The organism is Filifactor villosus, assembly GCF_042652965.1.
Taxonomy (GTDB): domain Bacteria; phylum Bacillota; class Clostridia; order Peptostreptococcales; family Filifactoraceae; genus Filifactor; species Filifactor villosus.
This window is the reverse complement of the sequence record NZ_JBHSHL010000003.1, coordinates 64,730-81,899: the sequence shown is the minus strand read 5'-3', so window position 1 is coordinate 81,899 and position 17,170 is coordinate 64,730. Positions and strand designations below refer to the sequence as shown.

Here is a 17,170-nt window from a genome sequence, read left to right as displayed (position 1 = left end):
GCAAGAGCTTGAAAGCATATCGATATGCTCTCGATTGTTTATATGTATGATTTTATACAAAGATCAGGCACAAAGGAGAGTCCGCACAATTCAAAAAATCATCATAAAATCCACCGGATATGAATACTGATTTTTTCGAAAGTATTGATTTGAAGAGACTTTGTTTCTTGCAAATTCATAGGAAAATCAAGGTTTCCTATTTGTGCGGTATTGACCAAACAAATTTTGAAATATATAAGGAGGAATCTTATGAACAATTATTTTGACGACAATGTAGATAAAAAGCGTTTGGAACTCATTCTTGATATCAAGTTGAAATATGCCCATAATGAGATCTCTCTGGAAGAAGGTCGAAAAGAGATCCGCGAGAAGCTCGGCAAGGTAAGTGCCATGGAAGTTGCCGCTACGGAACAGGAACTGCTGAAGTTTGAAAAAGACCAGTGCCAAAAAGAAGACATCCAGGCGATGACCGCCCTCTTCGAAGATCTGGTGGATTATTCCCGCCCGGAACTCGAAGAAGGCCATCCCATCCTCCATTATTACATGGAGAACGACGAACTTCGAAAGATCCTGCTCTCCATAGAAGAGCTTATGACAAAGCCCTTTATCCCCAACCAATGGTACGAAATCTATGATAAGCTTTCGAAGATCCGCCTTCATTTTTCAAGAAAACAAAATCAACTCTACTCCGTTCTTGAGAAAAAAGGATTTACCAGACCGACTACGACCATGTGGACCCTGGACGATTTTATTCGCGATGAGATCCGAGATCTGAGATCCCTGATCGATAAGGATGAGGCAGGATTCTTGGCGGAGCAGAAGACACTGATCGACGATATTAGAGATCTTGTAGAAAAAGAAGAGCAGATCCTCTTCCCCACATCGCTGTCTATGATCTCTCAGGAAGAGTTTGAGGAGATGAAGGAGGGAGATCTTGAGATCGGTTTTGCCTGGATCGAGGTCAAAAAAGACGAAGCTTCCCCGAAAAAAGGCTTAACCTCCGGAAACAGTGAATTTATGAATGATCTGAGCCGCCTTCTTTCCAAGTATCAGCTTGGAGATAAGACGCAGGAGCTCGATGTAAAAACAGGCGTCCTCAGCTTGGAGCAGATCAACCTGATCTATCAGCATATGCCCGTCGATCTCTCCTTCGTGGACGAGAATGAGATCGTCAAGTTCTATACCGACACCAAACACAGGATATTCCCGAGAAGCAAAAACGTCATCGGTCGCGATGTCAAAAACTGCCATCCTCGAAACAGCGTGCATATCGTGGAAGAGATCATAGAAAAGTTCCGTAGCGGAGAGCAGTCGGAGGCGGAGTTTTGGATCAACAAACCCGAAATCTTCCTCTACATCAAGTATATCGCAATAAGGGATGAAGAAGGAAGATTCCGAGGAGTGCTCGAAATGATGCAGGATTGCACACACATCCGAAAGTTGGAAGGCTCTCAGACCCTTCTCCAATGGTCGTCCGAAAACGAGACTTCAAAGGAAGAAATCGTTGAAACCGAAGTTACCGAACCGGTCCATGCTAAGCCCGAAGGTTTCTCCACAAAAGAACTCAACGAAAACACTAAGTTGTCGGATCTTCTGAAGGCCTTTCCCGGATTGAAGGAAGAGCTTCCCAAGATAAACCCCGCATTCAAGATGCTTCATTCGCCTCTTGCACGGGTCCTCATCCCGACAGCTACCATAAAGATCATGTCGGAGCGTTCAGGCATGAATATGGATGAATTGATTCAAAAAATCACGCAGTATATAGAAGAAAGGTAAGGATTACTATGATTACAAAAACAATGAGAGTGGAAGAAGCCGTAAAACAAAGACCTCATATCGTTGAACTTCTGAGCAAACACAACATCGACTTCTGTTGCGGAGGATGGCAGATCCTCGAAGACTCGGTCAAAAAACAGGGTCTCGATGTCGACAACTTTGTAGAAGAACTCAACAGTTACGAACCCCTAGGAGAGATAAACGACTGGAGACAGGCCCTAAACCTCGACAAAAAGGCCTTGATCCACTATATCGTTACAACCCACCATAGAACGGAAGAACAGCTGGTGGAAGAAGTCGAGAAGCTGCTCGAAAAGATCCTCTATGTGCATTACGAACACCACGGTGAAGTTTTGACCTCCATCTATCAAACCTTCCTCGCTTTAAAGCAGGATCTGATGCCTCACTTTGCCGATGAAGAAAAAATCGTCTTCCCCGAAGCTCTCCGAAATCCGACCACGGACTGGAGCAAGCTCAGAGATGACCATGACCGGGTGGGAGAACTCCTTCGCAAGCTACAAGCGTTGACCGACGACTTCACTCCTCCCGAGGATGCCTGCCCCACCTACCGACTCGCCTTCAGCAAAATGCACGAACTCGTCGATGACATCCACCTGCACGTATTCCTCGAAAACTCGGTCCTGTTCGAACATTAGTGCAATAGCCCATAATTCAAGAAACAGGGAAATACCGCACAATTGGCAAAATAACTTTCTTTGTGTAACGAAGTGTAGAAACCCTTTAAACACACAATTTATACGATTCTTCGATAGAAGTATGGATATATCTGTTTTTGGAACACGAAAATCCGTTTTATCTTCTATGGGTCACAGATTATTTACATCCACAGCTCAAAAGAATAATAGTATTATACGATTCTCCGATAGAAGTGTGGATATATCTGTTTTTGGAACACGAAAATCCGTTTTATCTTCTATGAGTTACACAGCATTTATATCCATAACCTAAAGGAAGAATAGTATTAGGGAAGAGCTTTGTTCCGGAAAAACTGATGTTCTACAACTTTTTCGAATTATAGGATGTTTTCTCATACTATTTAATCTATTAGGATTGTCCGGTTGTGAAGTTTGAATTCTACGTTTGCTCAAAATATTTCCGGCAAATATATATTCTCTCCACCTGACATTTTAAATGGGAGAATAGTATCAGCATAACATCAATTTTATACAAAAGATAAAATTCTTGAAAAGATTGATATAACAAACCTCTGTATTTTATAAAGTCGAAGAAAAAATCGGAAACTTGCCTTTGTACGCTGTTCCTCAGTGAAAATAAACAGGTGCTTATCTTATCGATACCGATCCTCCCGTAAAGTGGAAGGACGGCAGATATATAAGCACCTGTCATACGTTCGACGAGAACCGGGCATACTGCTCTTCTTCGATAGAACTATTGTCCTATCCATTCTACTTTTGTATGCGATAGTCCTGTTATTTTTTATTTTCCCATCCTTTTCCAAGCCAATACCTCAACTCTTGGGGGGTGTAAAATATCCTGCTATTCTTTACTTTATAGGTTTCTGCAAAGGATATACTATTTTTCATCCTCACATCGACAGAGTTTGCATTTCTGTCAAAACAGCCGTCCATGTACTTCATAAACTGTTCATACTCTCTTTCAACTTTCTTGATATAATCTTTAAGTAAGGTATCCAGTTGTTGGTCCAAGGAATTCATAGTCTGATAGTATCTTCTTAATTCATATCCGTCATTAAATCCTATTTTGGCCAAAAACATCTCTACTGCCAAATCCGCTTCTCCTCCATAGCGAATTCTTATTTCTCTAAAGACAAGTATGATTAGACGAGCCCAGGCAATTAAATTCAAATGGAGTGCAAAAGTTAACGCATTCCCGCCTTGAATGAGAGATCGAATTGCCGCATCCGCTCCATCGACCAAACACAAAGTTGCATTTCCGACTATTATCATCATCCGTAAATCTGCGTGCCTTTGGCTGGGGATACATTCTTTCCAAGGTTTTTTATGATAAAATCTCTGTTTTATAGCCCAAATCAATTTAATGGCTAAATCCATTATTATGATTGGTACAGACATTGCTGCACCGTGTCTTAAGTCATATCCCTCCTGAAATATCCTTACTGCAATGTCAGCAAAGGTTTCTCCGTCAAAGTCTCCAAATTGCATTGTAAGAAATAGTTCATAGAAAGGAATTGGAAGACCTGCACCTCGCCCAACTTTCCCCGGTTGCCTTGTGGAACTTGAGCCTACAAGATCAGACATAATATGACCTAACCAATTACAGATTCCACAGAAGATCCTCGATTCAAAGTTTGTACCCTGCATATACATAATTTTGTTATTTCTAGCATCTTTTATAGGATACAAACGAATGAGTTTTCCTTGAGATATAAAACTCGCTTGACCCGTGAATTGATCCAAAATAGAAAATAAGAGTCCTATAATGTCCGGAGAATGTGCCAAAGACATAAGATGGTGGTTTCTGGGGTTCATTCCTACTATTTGTCCGCTTGAATCTTTCAAGTCCGCTGCATATCTTGCATCAAAGTTTACAGGAAATGACTGTTCCAAATAAGAAATCGATCTTACCAAGTTGTCCGGTGCCCTTCTCGACTTTCCTTGATCAAAACTCCTCCCATCTACTTGCCAAAGCATTTGAGCAACTTTTGAAACAGCTATATCCGCTCCTCTATCCGTCATATTTCCCAAAGGGCCTATACCAGGCGTTTTAACAAAAAAAGAATCAATAATTCCGGCTGAAAAACCACAAAATGCCGCTATCATATAATCATACTTGTCACATTTTGAATCTACCCACTTCTGCCCTCTAACAAGTCTGTTTAACTCTAAATCGTTCTTATTCATAATCTATCACCTCGAAATCGTAGATCCTATCTTCTTGGACAATACTTCCGAAGAATTCAGAAGTATCATAAGTTCCTTTATCTCGTCATCCGTAAAATTATTAATATTTTTGTTTGGATTTTTATTGAGATAAGTGAGCGTTCTCATTATAGAATTGGAAAGCTCTATGGTCTCTTTATTCCATGTGGAAACCTTAACGTTGATTCCTTCTATTCTGGTTATCTCTTTTTTTATCTTTCTTATAGAGGATTCCAATTTTCTTCCCAGTTCTTCATTCGATAAATTGATTGCAATTAAGGTTGCTGCCAATGAAACCCCACCGATGACCCAACCTATGGGTCCCATTGCAGCAACCATAGTGCTTCCTCCTGCAACTCCCGCTCCTCCGGCAGCAAGTGCTCCACCACCCAGCCATGCTAAGGCTGCATTTGTAGCAGCTGCACCTGTAAGAGAAGAAATTGCAATTCCTGTAGAAGAAGTCCCAAAAAGCATTGCTATGGATACTGCTGCATGTCCTCCTAACTGGGATACTGCCAATCCTCCCAAGGTCCCCGCCATTCCTATTTTAGCTGTTTGACTGCTCTGCCTGTTTTCCGTTTCTACTCTCTCAAGCCGTTGCATTACATCAATAAATCTTTTATAATTCAGTCGTATCTTGCCTAACTTCGTGTCAATATCCCTACGTCTGTTTGCAAGTCCTTCAATATATTTCTCAACTCTCTGGATCGTATTGATTGAATTTTTTCTTGAATTTTGTAATCTTTCAATATTGTATATCGTTCTTCTCAACACTTCCTTATATTGAGAATCTACTTTCTGTAGATCCTTCATAGCCCTATCAACATATTCCGAATTTAACAACAAACTTCACCCTCTTCTAAAATTCACTCACATACACAAGACACCTGTCATTTAGCTTATAATATACCTCTTCTATCTTCTCTATAGATACACCAAACATCCTTGCCATTTCCTTGGAATTATAAACCCCGGAAGCATTGACAAGAATATCCTTCTCAATTCCTCTAAAACTGCCTACCTCCGTAAAAAGATCTTCCCCTTCAAGAATTATGTCCTCAAATGTTCTTATTATATAGTACTCGGGATGAAATGTTTGCTCACGATCACTTAAGTGTTCTATAAAGTTCACTATATGCGAATGAGAAAGGTAGTGTCTTTCCCAAGTGGGATTCAGGTGAATCCTCTTCCCATCTTGAAACAACCCCTGCAAAACATCTTCTTTTGTTGAGAGAAGTGTTGCTTCACTATATAAAGACTCTACATAAGACTCAAACTCTCTTTTTAATTCATAGATTTCCTTTGTTGAAAGTTCCTCTGTCTCTACAACCGGACTTCTCATTGTATTGAGGTTATATTCTTGAAAATGTTTGTTTATCTTCATATTGAATTTGCCGGGGTTATTTACAATTTCAGTGTTTGGATAAGGAGCGAAATACACAACATACAGCTCAATAATTCCCTTCGCCGAATAAATAAGTTCCTTCACCAATCTCTTACTTTCCTCTATACTGTGCCTGGTTTCAAGTGCTCCTCCTATAATAAAGTTACCTGTAATACCATGGATCCCCGTTTTCTTACAAATCTTTATAGTGTCTGCTATCATGTCGAAAGTAGTATTTTTATTATAGGCTTTTAACACATCATTCGATCCGCTCTCAATTCCAAACTGAATACAGGTCAAGCCGGAGTTGACCATTTCTTGCAAAACATCAGGGTTTTTCAAGACAAAGCTGACATGTCCTTCACAAAACCACTTGATCCCTCTTTTCGAAATTTCATTACAAAACTCCAAAACTCTTTCTTTTTTTATAGTAAATGTATCATCGTAAATGTTAATGTACCTCAACCTCTTGTTATGTTTGTATATATAATCGATCTCTTCCATAACATTAGGAATACTCCTAAATCGAACATTCTTGGCATTTGCTCCTTCATAGCAAAAAGTACATTTGTACGGACAGCCTCTTCCCGTAATAATACCCACTGTGGTTCCATCCCGAAATTTTTTGGATACACTGTCTTCCATACTTGGATAAGGTATCGTATCCAAATCCTCGATGACAGCATCTAAGGTTTGATTAACAATAAGGCTTCTCTCTTTGTCATCCCTTCTTATCAGAGAAGGGATCTTCTCAATATCAAAAGAATTGTCTATCAAACACTCCAGTAACCTCTTTACCGGAATCTCGCCCTCACCCATAATGGCAAAATCATTACCTGTCGCTTCAAAAAACTCATAATCCAAAGCCATTACCTGAGGGCCACCAACAACCGTAATAACACGAGGGAACATTTTTTTCACCCATGCTATTGCATGAGAAACGATCCTGATATTATCTGCTGCAACATAAAATCCTATAATCGGCACCTTATGATTTTCGACTTCATTCCTTATGACTTCCTTACAGGCTTCTACTCTTCCCGAAAACACATAGGCCTTAAAATCATGCTTCCTTAAATATGCTGCAATAAGATAATGTCCTATGCTATCTTGAAAACTTGAAGAATGACCGCTCAAATCTCTGGATATATTGACCAATAACAGCTCATAGAGCATCTCAGTTCCTCCCCTTTTCTTGGATCAGTTTCTCTTTCAACAACACAAGACCCTCTCCGTGAAAGAAGTCAAATATCTTTTTGTAATCTTTGCAGTACGGCGGTACTTTCGAAAGTCCTCCACCTATACTTGCATCCGCATTGCAACCGCAATTACATAAGTTTCTATATCTGCATCCCCGACAATCCTCAGGTGCATGTTCATTCCTTCGACTTAAAAGCATTTGAAGTTTGGAACTCTTATTCAGATCATACCTTTTTTGACTTATATTTCCCAATTTGAACTCGTCCATATCCGAATACTTCCCGCAAGGGTATATATCTCCCTTATGATCAATACACAAAAACCTATAGTTACAGGACGGATCAAAGGAACATTCGCGTATTTTTTGATCCCACACTATCCCTTGTAGAATTTTGTCAAGGGGAGCTATGCTTACTTCCAGATCGTTTTTCACAATATACTTAAACAGATCTATAAGATAGTCCGCATACTGCCCTTCTTTTAAAGCCAGTTCTTCTTTTCCATAAGCATTCCCATAATTTAATAGAGGATTTATTTTCAAATGCAAATTATTTTTCTCAAGAAAGTCTAAATACTCGTATCCCAAACTCAAAGTGTTCTGAGTCAGTACGGTTAGACAGGAAACTGATATCCCATGTTCCAAAAGGGTCAAAATATTTTTTGACACCCGATCAAAGGTAACGGTATTTGCCACTGTACGTCTTTGGAGATCATGAGATTCTCCCGGAAAATCTATGGATACTCCTACACTAATATCATACTTGGATATAAACTCGATGTATCGTTCATCGAATTTATATCCGTTTGTTTGCATGAAGATCTTTAATGAAATGTCAGGATAGTTTTTCTTGGCCCGTTCAATTGCGCCTTCATAGATAGAAGGGTCTATCAACGTAGGCTCTCCCCCGTGCAAAATAATGCTCACTATGTCCTCATTACCAGCTCTGCAAAGCTCGCACACATAGCTTAAGATCTCTGTAAGTTTATGCTCATCTACCTTTTGAATATTTCTTTTTTCTCCTACGGAACAATAGCTGCAGTTAAGGTTGCAGCCGTTTGTACCTTTTAAAATAACTGTCAACATCTACATTCTCATTCCCTCTAACCTATTTAATGCACTCTTAATTTCATGACTTGTTTTTTGATGAAGAGCCTCTACAGGTTCGTAATAACCTTTGGTAAGCCCTTCTATATAATCACTTACCGTTGAATCAAATACATCGTTTAACTGTAGAATAATATTATTCGCGATCTCGTTGTCATTGACTCCTATATCAAATGTGGAATACCTCGTCTCGCTTACGATCTTAGAGGTATAGTACTTCTTTTTAAAGATAATTTTTCCTACATTCTCGAAAAAACCTTCAGCATCTCTTTCCACTTCTTTCACATAAGAGTGCTCATATGCTATCTTCTCCTGTCTCATTTTCAGATCACCTATCCCCGTAAGGTGAAGATCCAATTGACTTACCTGCTGTGACTGCAACAATGTTTGCTCCATGCAGACCCTTTGAATAGCTTCTGAAATAGCCATATTTATGGAAGAAGCCAGTTCCTCCTCTTTGATCTCTCCTACTTCACCCTTTTCAACCTCTGCCTTAGCCTTTGCGATAATCTCCAAAACCTTCATATTGGCCTTCGCTTTGATTTGTTCGATCATATACTGTTTTTTCCCGATCAACTCATCCTTATACGTATCGATTTTTGAACAAAATTCTCCTATCTCCGAGTGCATTTGCTCCAAACTTTCTATTACGCTGTTGATCATTGCATTTACTCTGTCTCGGGGAGTTTTTTTCTTCATTTCCGAAGCATCATTTTTTGTAATTTCAACCAACTTGCTCAGAAGTTTCCCCATATTACTCGCCTCAAACATCTCTTGATCATTATGCTCTATGGCTTCCGTCGCCAACAAGGCAGAAACTGTAAGAACATCGGCATACTGCAACACATCTTCCATACCTTGTTCTCTCAGAGAAGTCAACATGTACTCTTCCTGGTCCTTCCTGTCTTTCTCGCTCTTAGGGATTAAGATACTGATCTCGTCTCCTTCATCGTCCTCTTCATAATCGTAAGCATCCGATTGTGTGAGCAACAAGAGCATGGGTTTTCCCATTTCGTGCAGTTGCTTTATTTCCGAAAATTCCTGCCTTGTCCCCGCCGCATCGGAATTGCTTGCAAAAATAATAAGATCAGAGTTTTTAACATATTCTTTTGCCAATAATTCATTTTGCTCTGTAACGCTCCCGATGCCGGGTGTATCAAACCAACACATCGCACCCAAATCGATCCATTGAATGGTGCTGGTCGCCTCACTCTTATTTACATAAAACTCTTGGCCGTTACACTCCCGTTCTTCATCCATTGTTGTCATCTTATTCTGTTCGTATATCTTGCCTCTATCATAGACATGGACCTTCATATCTTCAACCTTATCATATGAACTCGGAATCCCCTTCGTTCTTAATGTGTTTCCCATAATAAAATTTCCAAGGTAACTTTTTCCCGCCTTTACCTTTCCAAAAACGGAGATTGTAAATCGACTTTCAAAGTCCTGAATAAAGGCCATTCCTTTTATTCCTTCTTTAACCTTTTCATTGGATTCCTTTATGTTCGAAGATATTGTCTGTGATGCTTTATCAAAGATGTCTGCCACCATCTCATCATTCCGATTACTTATTTGACCTTTCAGCTTGGATACTATGTTCTTAGTTGATTCGGAAAGATGATCCAATACCTCACTCACTTCATTCTCCCTCTTGTTGATTTGATTTTTCATATCTTCAAATTTACTTTTTTCTTCCAGCATCACATCGACAAATTCGTTAATTTGCTCCATCATGTTCATCTTTCATTCCTCCAATAATATCTAATCCTCTATTTTTCGGTATTCTCTTTATCTCTTTTTGTTTCTTCAAGGATCTTATCGATCTTCTTGATCAATTTATCTATCTCTTCCACATTTTTTTCCAAATGATCATTTGTCTTCCGTATGTCTCTGCTCTCTTCTTCCCTGATTTTTCCGTCTCCATCCTGCTTAACTTTTGTAACATCCACCTTTACTCCGCTTTCATCCTTTATCTTTTTGGTTTTTAAATAGTCATTGACTTTTTCTATCTTATACTCATTTACCTCGTCTTCTTTTTCAGATATCTCTTTTTTCTTGCTTTCTATCCTACGTCTTCTTCTTTCAGCCGCATCTGAGTAATTACCGTAATTACCGTAATTATCGTAATCATGATGATCACTATAATCATCATAGTCCGCCGTCGCTATTCCTACTACTGCTCCTCCACCTATTACTGCAAAAATTACTGCCATATCTCATTCCTCCGTCTAACCAGATTAATTATTTCCCTTCAAAAACATCTTCCCATCAAAAATCTACCATCTTCCTACCTCGTCCAATTCGTCTCCCAATTTTTTCAACTGCTTTCTTTGAGTGGAGAAATAATCGAATACCGTCTTCCAAACATCATATCGCAGCTTATAGTTCTTCACGATTCTTTTGCGGTTCTGCTCTATCTCTTTTTCAAAACTCAATCTTCCCTTAGATAGACTTTTTTTCATATCTTCAGCCAGAGATTCCAAATCTTCCAAAGCGATTCTGTTTTTTAAGTTCAGATATTCCTGTGCATAAGATTCCAAATACTGCGAGAGTTCTAAAAGATTACTCTTTTTGATCAAGATGTCTTTTTGCTTTTCAACGCCGATCAAGTACTTCTTGACAGAAACATCGAAAAACGCAACCTCCGTCCCCAAAATATCAAATACCGATTTTTTGACCTCCTCGATGATACTACTGTAATCTTCATCGTTTTCTCTGGTGTCTCTCCATGTGCAAACAAAAAGTATCCTCTTCTTTATTTTTTCTGGATCTCCGATGTTATCCGCTATCATCTTCAGCCAATCTACTTCACTTCGATTGAGAGGGCCTGTTCTGATATTATGGAGCATCATAATGATATCCGCTTCCATAATAGTGTCAAAAGCCAATTTATCATCTTCCGTTTTCACATCGATTCCCGGAGTATCTATAAATTCAATGTTTTTATAAATAAAACTGTTTGCGGAAACCGTTGTTCTCGCAGCTCCTGTAGCGAAAAATTCCTCCTCAGAATTTACAAGGACATTGAATAAACTGCTTTTCCCCGAACTTACCATTCCTGTATTAACCAGTTTTACCACATTGTCGGATAGCCTTTTTTGAATCCCTTGATATCGTTTTACATAGGAATCTCCACAATATTTCTTTATATTTTTAATTTCACCCTTTGAAAAATCCATCCAAACCACCTTTCATATCTATAAAATATTCTTGTTTTAAAAAACTGCCTTCTATAGACGGCCATGATACCCGTTATAATCCGAACTCTTATAATCTTAAAAACGTACGGATCAAAGACCTAGCCACTATGCCAACATATTTTCCACACCTTCAAGTTTTTTTCTCAAGTTCGACAAGCCTTGCATTTTTCTCATACAGTCTTCATGAATTTGTATATTATGAGCTTTCATTGATTGTATCCTACCGAACTGCTCATCATAAACTTCTTGGACCTGCCTTGAGATCGCTGCATTTATTCTTCTTAACAGATCGTCCAAATCAGAACTCGCAAACTGTCTTGCTTCCTGTTTTTTTCTTATAGTTTCGTGCAGTTTATACTCTTCATTCCTGTTACGTGCCTCAACCTGCTTCTGTAAAAGTGCCTTTTTTTCCTGCTCTTTTTTCTTTCGACTCTTAAGAAAATCCCAAAAACCGGGTTTTTTAGGTAGTTGCTCTTCTTCACCCTCTACATATTCACCGGAGTCATCCATGGAAAAACTATGGAGTTTATATGCATCCAAGTTCTCAACCTCCAAAGAGTGGTTGGTAGAATAAACGCTATCTTCAAAGTTTTTCTGTATATATAGCATAAACGAGGTCATTCTCATGCTATATTTTTCATTTATGTCAAAAATAGCTTGGTTGGCAACTGACTCAAGGGCTTCATAATTTTCATGGAAGTATGAGTTGGTCAACTCTTCAAGTACATTATTCACGGATTGTTTTGCCATAATCCTCAAGTCATTTGTCAAGTTGTTCTTCATTGCAAGCAAGGAGTCCATTTTTCTTTCAAATTCCTCACTCTTATCTCCGATCATCTGCTGTGTGATCACCTTTTCCAAATTGTCCATGAGATCCTTTATATTTGAAATAGGCCGGCTGAATAAAGCTTTCACAGACTTATCGTTACGAATAAACTGCTCTATCCTCTGTTCCAACCTTTCCACTCCACTGGATTTGAACAACTCCGCACGTTCTCTAAGAACGCCTGTCAGGGCTTTTTTCGCATTTAAAACAACAACCTCATACTTATCTGCGATCTTACTGTCATTACTTTCTCTAATTAAGTTTTTTATGACCTTATGTTGGATTGTATTTAATTCTTCTTGGTGTAGAGCCTTAACCTGACTTTTCCTTTCCTGATCCCACTCCTTCTTAATTTCGGTCCCTCTGTCGTTTAAGACAATAATAAACGGAACGCCCTTTAAAATAAGGCTTGCTAACCTTTTATAATTGCTCCTGTCCTCAAACAACCCCTTTGTACTCATAACAAAAAGGATTACATGGCATTTATCCAGAAATTCCTGTGTTACTTGTTCATGTTCGATAGGTGCATCTACTCCTGGAGAATCCACCAGGATATATTCCCCCTTATCGTATTCCGAAATTTCCGCCGTCATCGGCCTGTCCGCCATTTCAGCAACTTCTTCCCTACACATTGCGTTGATCAAAGTGCTTTTCCCACTGTTGTAAATTCCATATACCATGATTTTGGGCTTTTCCACATCCAACAGTTGAATCACCTTCTCCTCCAACTCTTGATGGATTCCGCTTTCATGGTCACAAAACTCGTCCGATACGTATTGCGAAAACTCGGTAGCAATATCCTTCAACTTTGATGCAAAATCCTTCTTTTTCTCATAAATTCCTTGTACCATTCTTTTCCTCCCCTTTGTAACATGTTTAAACTTCTCTTCATGTGAACCAATGTTTCTATATTCCAATAACTTAGAATACATCCATTATCATAACTACCGATTACTTATGTTTTATATCTATAATCTTTTATAGCTTTTGCTTATTGTTGGATAAAGTCTTATTCAAAAATAAGATCGAACGAACCATCCTATATTTAAATGATCTTTCCGACTTCCCCTCCCCATCCCTACTTCAACATCTCCTCGACTTCCAGCAGGGCTTTGAGATTAGCTTTTTCGTACTCGTTGAAGAGCTGCGTTTTGATGTATTCATCGGTCAAGCCTTCCACGGGATGATACCAGCTCTGCGACATAAAGTAGTCTCTGTTTTTCGCCTTTTTGAACACGAAGCCGTGTCTGGCATACATCTCGTTTATGATCAGACGTACCAAGTCCCTGTCTCCCGTTTCATATATCATCTGCAAGTCTTCATCCGTCAGATAGTCGGTGTCCGAATACGGAAGGAGGTAGTCTTCCGAAGGAGGGTCTCCCTGTTGTTCATAAGAACTGCTTTCCTGAGGCGATGCCTGCTGTGTATTTGCTTTTGGTGCCTGCTGTGTATTTGTTTGCGCCGCCTGCTGTGTATTTGTTTGCGCCACCTGCTGTGCATTTGCTTTTGCTACCCGTTGTGTATTTGTTTGATCTGTCTGCTGTACATTTGCTTTTGCTACCTGTTGCTCACTCTTCTTTTTCCCAAACTTCACATCGCAGCTGTCTTCCATTTTTTCAAATAAGTCTTCAGCTACTGCAGGTTCCTGAGGAACATCATTGAGACTCAATACGTGATATTTGTACTCTTTCTTGTTAATTTTTCTGTACTTTAGAGTTGCAGTTACCGTTTGTTCTCCATATTGGACATTCCCCTTGATAGTGAGATACGTATTCCCGTCCTGTGCCGGATTATAAAGTTCGTAGGTGGGTGAATCCATAAAGTTCTCTACCAACTCTCCCAAGGTATATTCAGAATTGTCCGGTTTCATCTTCCTGATTGTCTTTACTTCTCTTGCCTTGACAGGATCAACATTCCCCTCTACACTTCCCAACGCATTGTTCAAGTTCTGCTGTTGAGAAAGATCCACATTTGATACAAAAAGAAATCCCAACACCAATAACGCTAAAGAGTTTGATATCAATTTATATTTGTTCATAGTTCCTCCAATTATTTAATCTTCTGTTCGCCGAAAATACGATGATATCAACATCTGCTCAGCAGACTGTCTTCTATAATAAACTCATCCACTTTCCGTTTCGATGATTTTGCCGATCCCTCCCCATCCCTACTTCAACATCTCCTCGACTTCCAGCAGGGCTTTGAGGTTGGCTTTTTCGTACTCGTTGAAGAGCTGCGTTTTGATGTATTCATCGGTCAGGCCTTCCACGGGATGATACCAGCTCTGCGACATAAAGTAGTCTCTGTTTTTCGCCTTTTTGAACACGAAGCCGTGTCTGGCGTACATTTCGTTTATGATCAGACGTACCAAGTCCCTGTCGCCCGTTTCATATATCATCTGCAAGTCTTCATCCGTCAGATAGTCGGTGTCCGAATACGGAAGGAGGTAGTCTTGCATCTCGGTTTCTTCTTCTCGTACTTCTCTCTGATCAGGAGTGTTTCTCTCACCTAAAACGTTTACCGGAGCATTGGCGTAGACCTTTCGTTCGATCGATTCGACACTTTGAGTTTCCTCCCCGATTGCGGATACCATCGCAGTATCCTCCTGTACATCTTCCTCCGGGCTTCGGTAGCCGAATTTGACATCGCAGTTTTCTTCCATCTTTGCAATCAGTCCTTCATAAAACAGGCCCATTTGGGGAACATCGTTTAAGGTCAGGGCATACAATTCATATCGACCCTCCTCGACTTCCTTATATTTAAGATTCGCCCTTACGGGAACATCGTGAAAGGTGATATTGCCTTTAATTGTGGCATAGGTATTGCCGTCTTCTTCCGAATCGTAAAACTCGTAAGTCGCCGCTTCCATAGTGCTGTGGACCAGTTCTCCCAAGGTATACTTCGAGCCGTCCAAGACGATCGATCTGATTTCATAGGCTTCTCTTACCCTTGCCGGGTTAAGTTTTAGTTCCATATCGTTAAGGACTCTGTTGAGGACCTGTTGCTGCGTATAGTCCATCTTTGATATAAAACTTACTCCTACTACAACAATCACGAAGATCTGTGTTATCATGTTAAGCCTTTTTATCCACTTAGCATTTTTCATAGCCCCTCCAATACTCTCACATAATCTCCCTGGCTCCTGAGCCACATCTCAATTCCGTTGCCGTAAACTTCGACTTTGATCTTGTAACCCTCCTTTCCTTCGGATAGGACCTCCGCCGTCGGAAGTCTGTCAAGAACAGATTCCAAGGACGGACCGGTATAGAGAAAACTCACCTTCTTAAGCTGCCCCGCATACATAAACTGGACCCTCTTCCTGAACTCGCCCTCCAAAAATCTGCTCGTGTAGGGGATCTCGAATCTTGTTTTTGTTGCCACGACCCTTTGGATGCGATCGATACGAAAGATGGTGGGATACTCCTTCGGCTTCTGCGTCATAAAGGCGATCAGATAGAAGTAGTACTCCGAGAACATAATCGAACAGGGGTCGACCAGATGTTTCTTAAGTTCTCCGTCTTTTCGAACATAACTGATCTCGATCGTCGTGGAACTTAGTATGTAGTCGGAGAGGTCCCACAATATATTGAGTAGTCTTTTGTTATGTCTTAGCGGAACATAGTAGTACTCCTCGTTTTTTATCATATCTTCTATTTTTTTTCGCTCGTGTGGCGACACCTGTAAGATGAGTTTCTTCAGCAGTTTTTGCAGTTCATCCTTGCAAAACGCCCGACTTTCGAGCAGGATCTTACAAACCGCCAGAGCCTCTTTGTCGATGAGAGAGGTCCGATTCGATTGAACAAGACTGTATCCCCTCTCCCTACGATCGTAGATGATGACATCTTCCCGGTTGACATCATGTTCGATCAAATAGACTCTTAGGTCTTCAATGTCTCTCTGGATGGTCTTTTCGCTGACCCCGTATTCCTGAGACAAACGTTTTTTGGTCACGATCTCGCCGCGCTTTAAGAGTTCATAGATATGAAGCAGGCGAAACCCTTTGTTTTCCTTGTATAATTCGACTTTCAAAATAAAAACCGCCTTTTCTTTCCTAAAATCTGATGTCTTTTGTAGGGAATGACAGAAAAGGGCGTTTTCTCCCCGGTTTATTTGTTTCGGATGTTATCCTATCCGTTGTATTGTCTACTTACTCGGTTCAAATTCCACCCTCGCTTAATACCATTCTCCCTTAGAAGTGTGCTTATATCCACGCCTGCAAGTATAGAAATCCATTTTATCGCCGGCAGAATAAAAGGCATTGATATCAATTATTCAAACGGATCATCGTATAAACCGACTTCAACTTTTACACAGTTGATATTGCGGGAATCTCAATCGGATTACAGTGCTGTACGAGTATCTGTTAAAATTGACAGCTTGAATGCTTTGAAACATATAATCATCCAAATGGTTTTTCGATAATGATATATTCTACATATCCGGTGTTTCAAATGGAGAATAGTATTACAACAGGCTTTTTGTTTTTTACATTTTTTTTACATTCTAAAAAGAATTTTACTCTTTTCCTACATTGATGTCAATAGGAAATAACGTCAAAAAGCTTAATATTTCAATATTTTTATTGTCGCTGAAACAGTTTTGTAAAAAAACTTGCCCCACCCTCTAAAAACTTGACTTTTCCTATAATAAGTCTTCCAAAAACTTCCCTCAACTTTGTAAAAAAGGAAATACGCCCTCTAGCGATTATCCTGATACAATTGCATGATTTTGAGGAGATCGTATTTGGAAGTTCGGCCTTCTGCTCAAACCGAACTTCCTCATCTCTTGTCTTAT

General features: G+C 39.7%; 13 protein-coding genes. 2 read left to right on the top strand and 11 right to left on the bottom strand.

Annotation, left to right across the window (positions count from 1 at the left end; all coding sequences use genetic code 11):
- Positions 1-249: 249 nt before the first annotated feature.
- On the top strand, positions 250-1,776 hold the full coding sequence (locus tag ACFO4R_RS00855) for a PAS domain-containing protein (RefSeq protein WP_379787066.1): 1,527 nt from the start codon (positions 250-252) through the stop codon (positions 1,774-1,776).
- Positions 1,777-1,784: 8 nt separating this feature from the next.
- Complete coding sequence (locus ACFO4R_RS00850; protein ID WP_379787065.1) at positions 1,785-2,432, top strand: DUF542 domain-containing protein; 648 nt, start codon at positions 1,785-1,787, stop codon at positions 2,430-2,432.
- Positions 2,433-3,227: 795 nt separating this feature from the next.
- On the opposite strand, the gene ACFO4R_RS00845 is transcribed toward ACFO4R_RS00850, so the two are convergent.
- The 11 genes from ACFO4R_RS00845 to ACFO4R_RS00795 form a co-directional block, all read right to left on the bottom strand.
- Positions 3,228-4,640: a hypothetical protein gene (locus tag ACFO4R_RS00845; protein WP_379787064.1), complete on the bottom strand. Its 1,413-nt coding sequence runs from the start codon at positions 4,638-4,640 to the stop codon at positions 3,228-3,230.
- Positions 4,641-4,646: 6 nt separating this feature from the next.
- Positions 4,647-5,504: a hypothetical protein gene (locus ACFO4R_RS00840; protein ID WP_379787063.1), complete on the bottom strand. Its 858-nt coding sequence runs from the start codon at positions 5,502-5,504 to the stop codon at positions 4,647-4,649.
- 13 nt (positions 5,505-5,517) lie between these two features.
- Entirely contained in the window at positions 5,518-7,218 is a 1,701-nt protein-coding gene (locus ACFO4R_RS00835) for a B12-binding domain-containing radical SAM protein (protein ID WP_379787062.1), read from the bottom strand.
- 1 nt (position 7,219) lies between these two features.
- Complete coding sequence (locus ACFO4R_RS00830; RefSeq protein WP_379787061.1) at positions 7,220-8,326, bottom strand: radical SAM protein; 1,107 nt, start codon at positions 8,324-8,326, stop codon at positions 7,220-7,222.
- Positions 8,327-10,090 carry a dynamin family protein gene (locus ACFO4R_RS00825; protein ID WP_379787059.1) on the bottom strand — a complete coding sequence of 588 codons (1,764 nt, stop codon included), beginning with the start codon at positions 10,088-10,090 and terminating at the stop codon, positions 8,327-8,329.
- A 29-nt stretch (positions 10,091-10,119) separates the two neighbouring features.
- Positions 10,120-10,563: a hypothetical protein gene (locus ACFO4R_RS00820; RefSeq protein ID WP_379787058.1), complete on the bottom strand. Its 444-nt coding sequence runs from the start codon at positions 10,561-10,563 to the stop codon at positions 10,120-10,122.
- Between the two features lie 63 nt (positions 10,564-10,626).
- Positions 10,627-11,529 (bottom strand): GTPase, encoded by a 903-nt coding sequence (locus tag ACFO4R_RS00815; RefSeq protein WP_379787057.1) that lies wholly within the window; start codon positions 11,527-11,529, stop codon positions 10,627-10,629.
- A gap of 126 nt (positions 11,530-11,655) precedes the next feature.
- Positions 11,656-13,227, bottom strand: coding sequence for a GTPase (locus ACFO4R_RS00810; protein ID WP_379787056.1), 1,572 nt, complete (start codon positions 13,225-13,227; stop codon positions 11,656-11,658).
- A 227-nt stretch (positions 13,228-13,454) separates the two neighbouring features.
- Positions 13,455-14,414, bottom strand: coding sequence for a YARHG domain-containing protein (locus ACFO4R_RS00805; RefSeq protein WP_379787055.1), 960 nt, complete (start codon positions 14,412-14,414; stop codon positions 13,455-13,457).
- A 129-nt stretch (positions 14,415-14,543) separates the two neighbouring features.
- Positions 14,544-15,482, bottom strand: coding sequence for a YARHG domain-containing protein (locus ACFO4R_RS00800; protein ID WP_379787054.1), 939 nt, complete (start codon positions 15,480-15,482; stop codon positions 14,544-14,546).
- On the bottom strand, positions 15,479-16,405 hold the full coding sequence (locus ACFO4R_RS00795) for a helix-turn-helix transcriptional regulator (RefSeq protein ID WP_379787053.1): 927 nt from the start codon (positions 16,403-16,405) through the stop codon (positions 15,479-15,481). Before ACFO4R_RS00795 ends, ACFO4R_RS00800 begins: the two co-directional genes overlap by 4 nt.
- Positions 16,406-17,170 lie beyond the last annotated feature (765 nt).

Bases quoted from the DNA above. Each gene is read 5' to 3' on its own strand.
- ACFO4R_RS00810 (WP_379787056.1), bottom strand. From the start codon at position 13,227: ATGGTACAAGGAATTTATGAGAAAAAGAAGGATTTTGCATCAAAGTTG.
- ACFO4R_RS00845 (WP_379787064.1), bottom strand. From the start codon at position 4,640: ATGAATAAGAACGATTTAGAGTTAAACAGACTTGTTAGAGGGCAGAAG.
- ACFO4R_RS00820 (WP_379787058.1), bottom strand. From the start codon at position 10,563: ATGGCAGTAATTTTTGCAGTAATAGGTGGAGGAGCAGTAGTAGGAATA.
- ACFO4R_RS00855 (WP_379787066.1), top strand. From the start codon at position 250: ATGAACAATTATTTTGACGACAATGTAGATAAAAAGCGTTTGGAACTC.
- ACFO4R_RS00825 (WP_379787059.1), bottom strand. From the start codon at position 10,090: ATGAACATGATGGAGCAAATTAACGAATTTGTCGATGTGATGCTGGAA.
- ACFO4R_RS00835 (WP_379787062.1), bottom strand. From the start codon at position 7,218: ATGCTCTATGAGCTGTTATTGGTCAATATATCCAGAGATTTGAGCGGT.
- ACFO4R_RS00830 (WP_379787061.1), bottom strand. From the start codon at position 8,326: ATGTTGACAGTTATTTTAAAAGGTACAAACGGCTGCAACCTTAACTGC.
- ACFO4R_RS00800 (WP_379787054.1), bottom strand. From the start codon at position 15,482: ATGAAAAATGCTAAGTGGATAAAAAGGCTTAACATGATAACACAGATC.
- ACFO4R_RS00815 (WP_379787057.1), bottom strand. From the start codon at position 11,529: ATGGATTTTTCAAAGGGTGAAATTAAAAATATAAAGAAATATTGTGGA.
- ACFO4R_RS00805 (WP_379787055.1), bottom strand. From the start codon at position 14,414: ATGAACAAATATAAATTGATATCAAACTCTTTAGCGTTATTGGTGTTG.
- ACFO4R_RS00850 (WP_379787065.1), top strand. From the start codon at position 1,785: ATGATTACAAAAACAATGAGAGTGGAAGAAGCCGTAAAACAAAGACCT.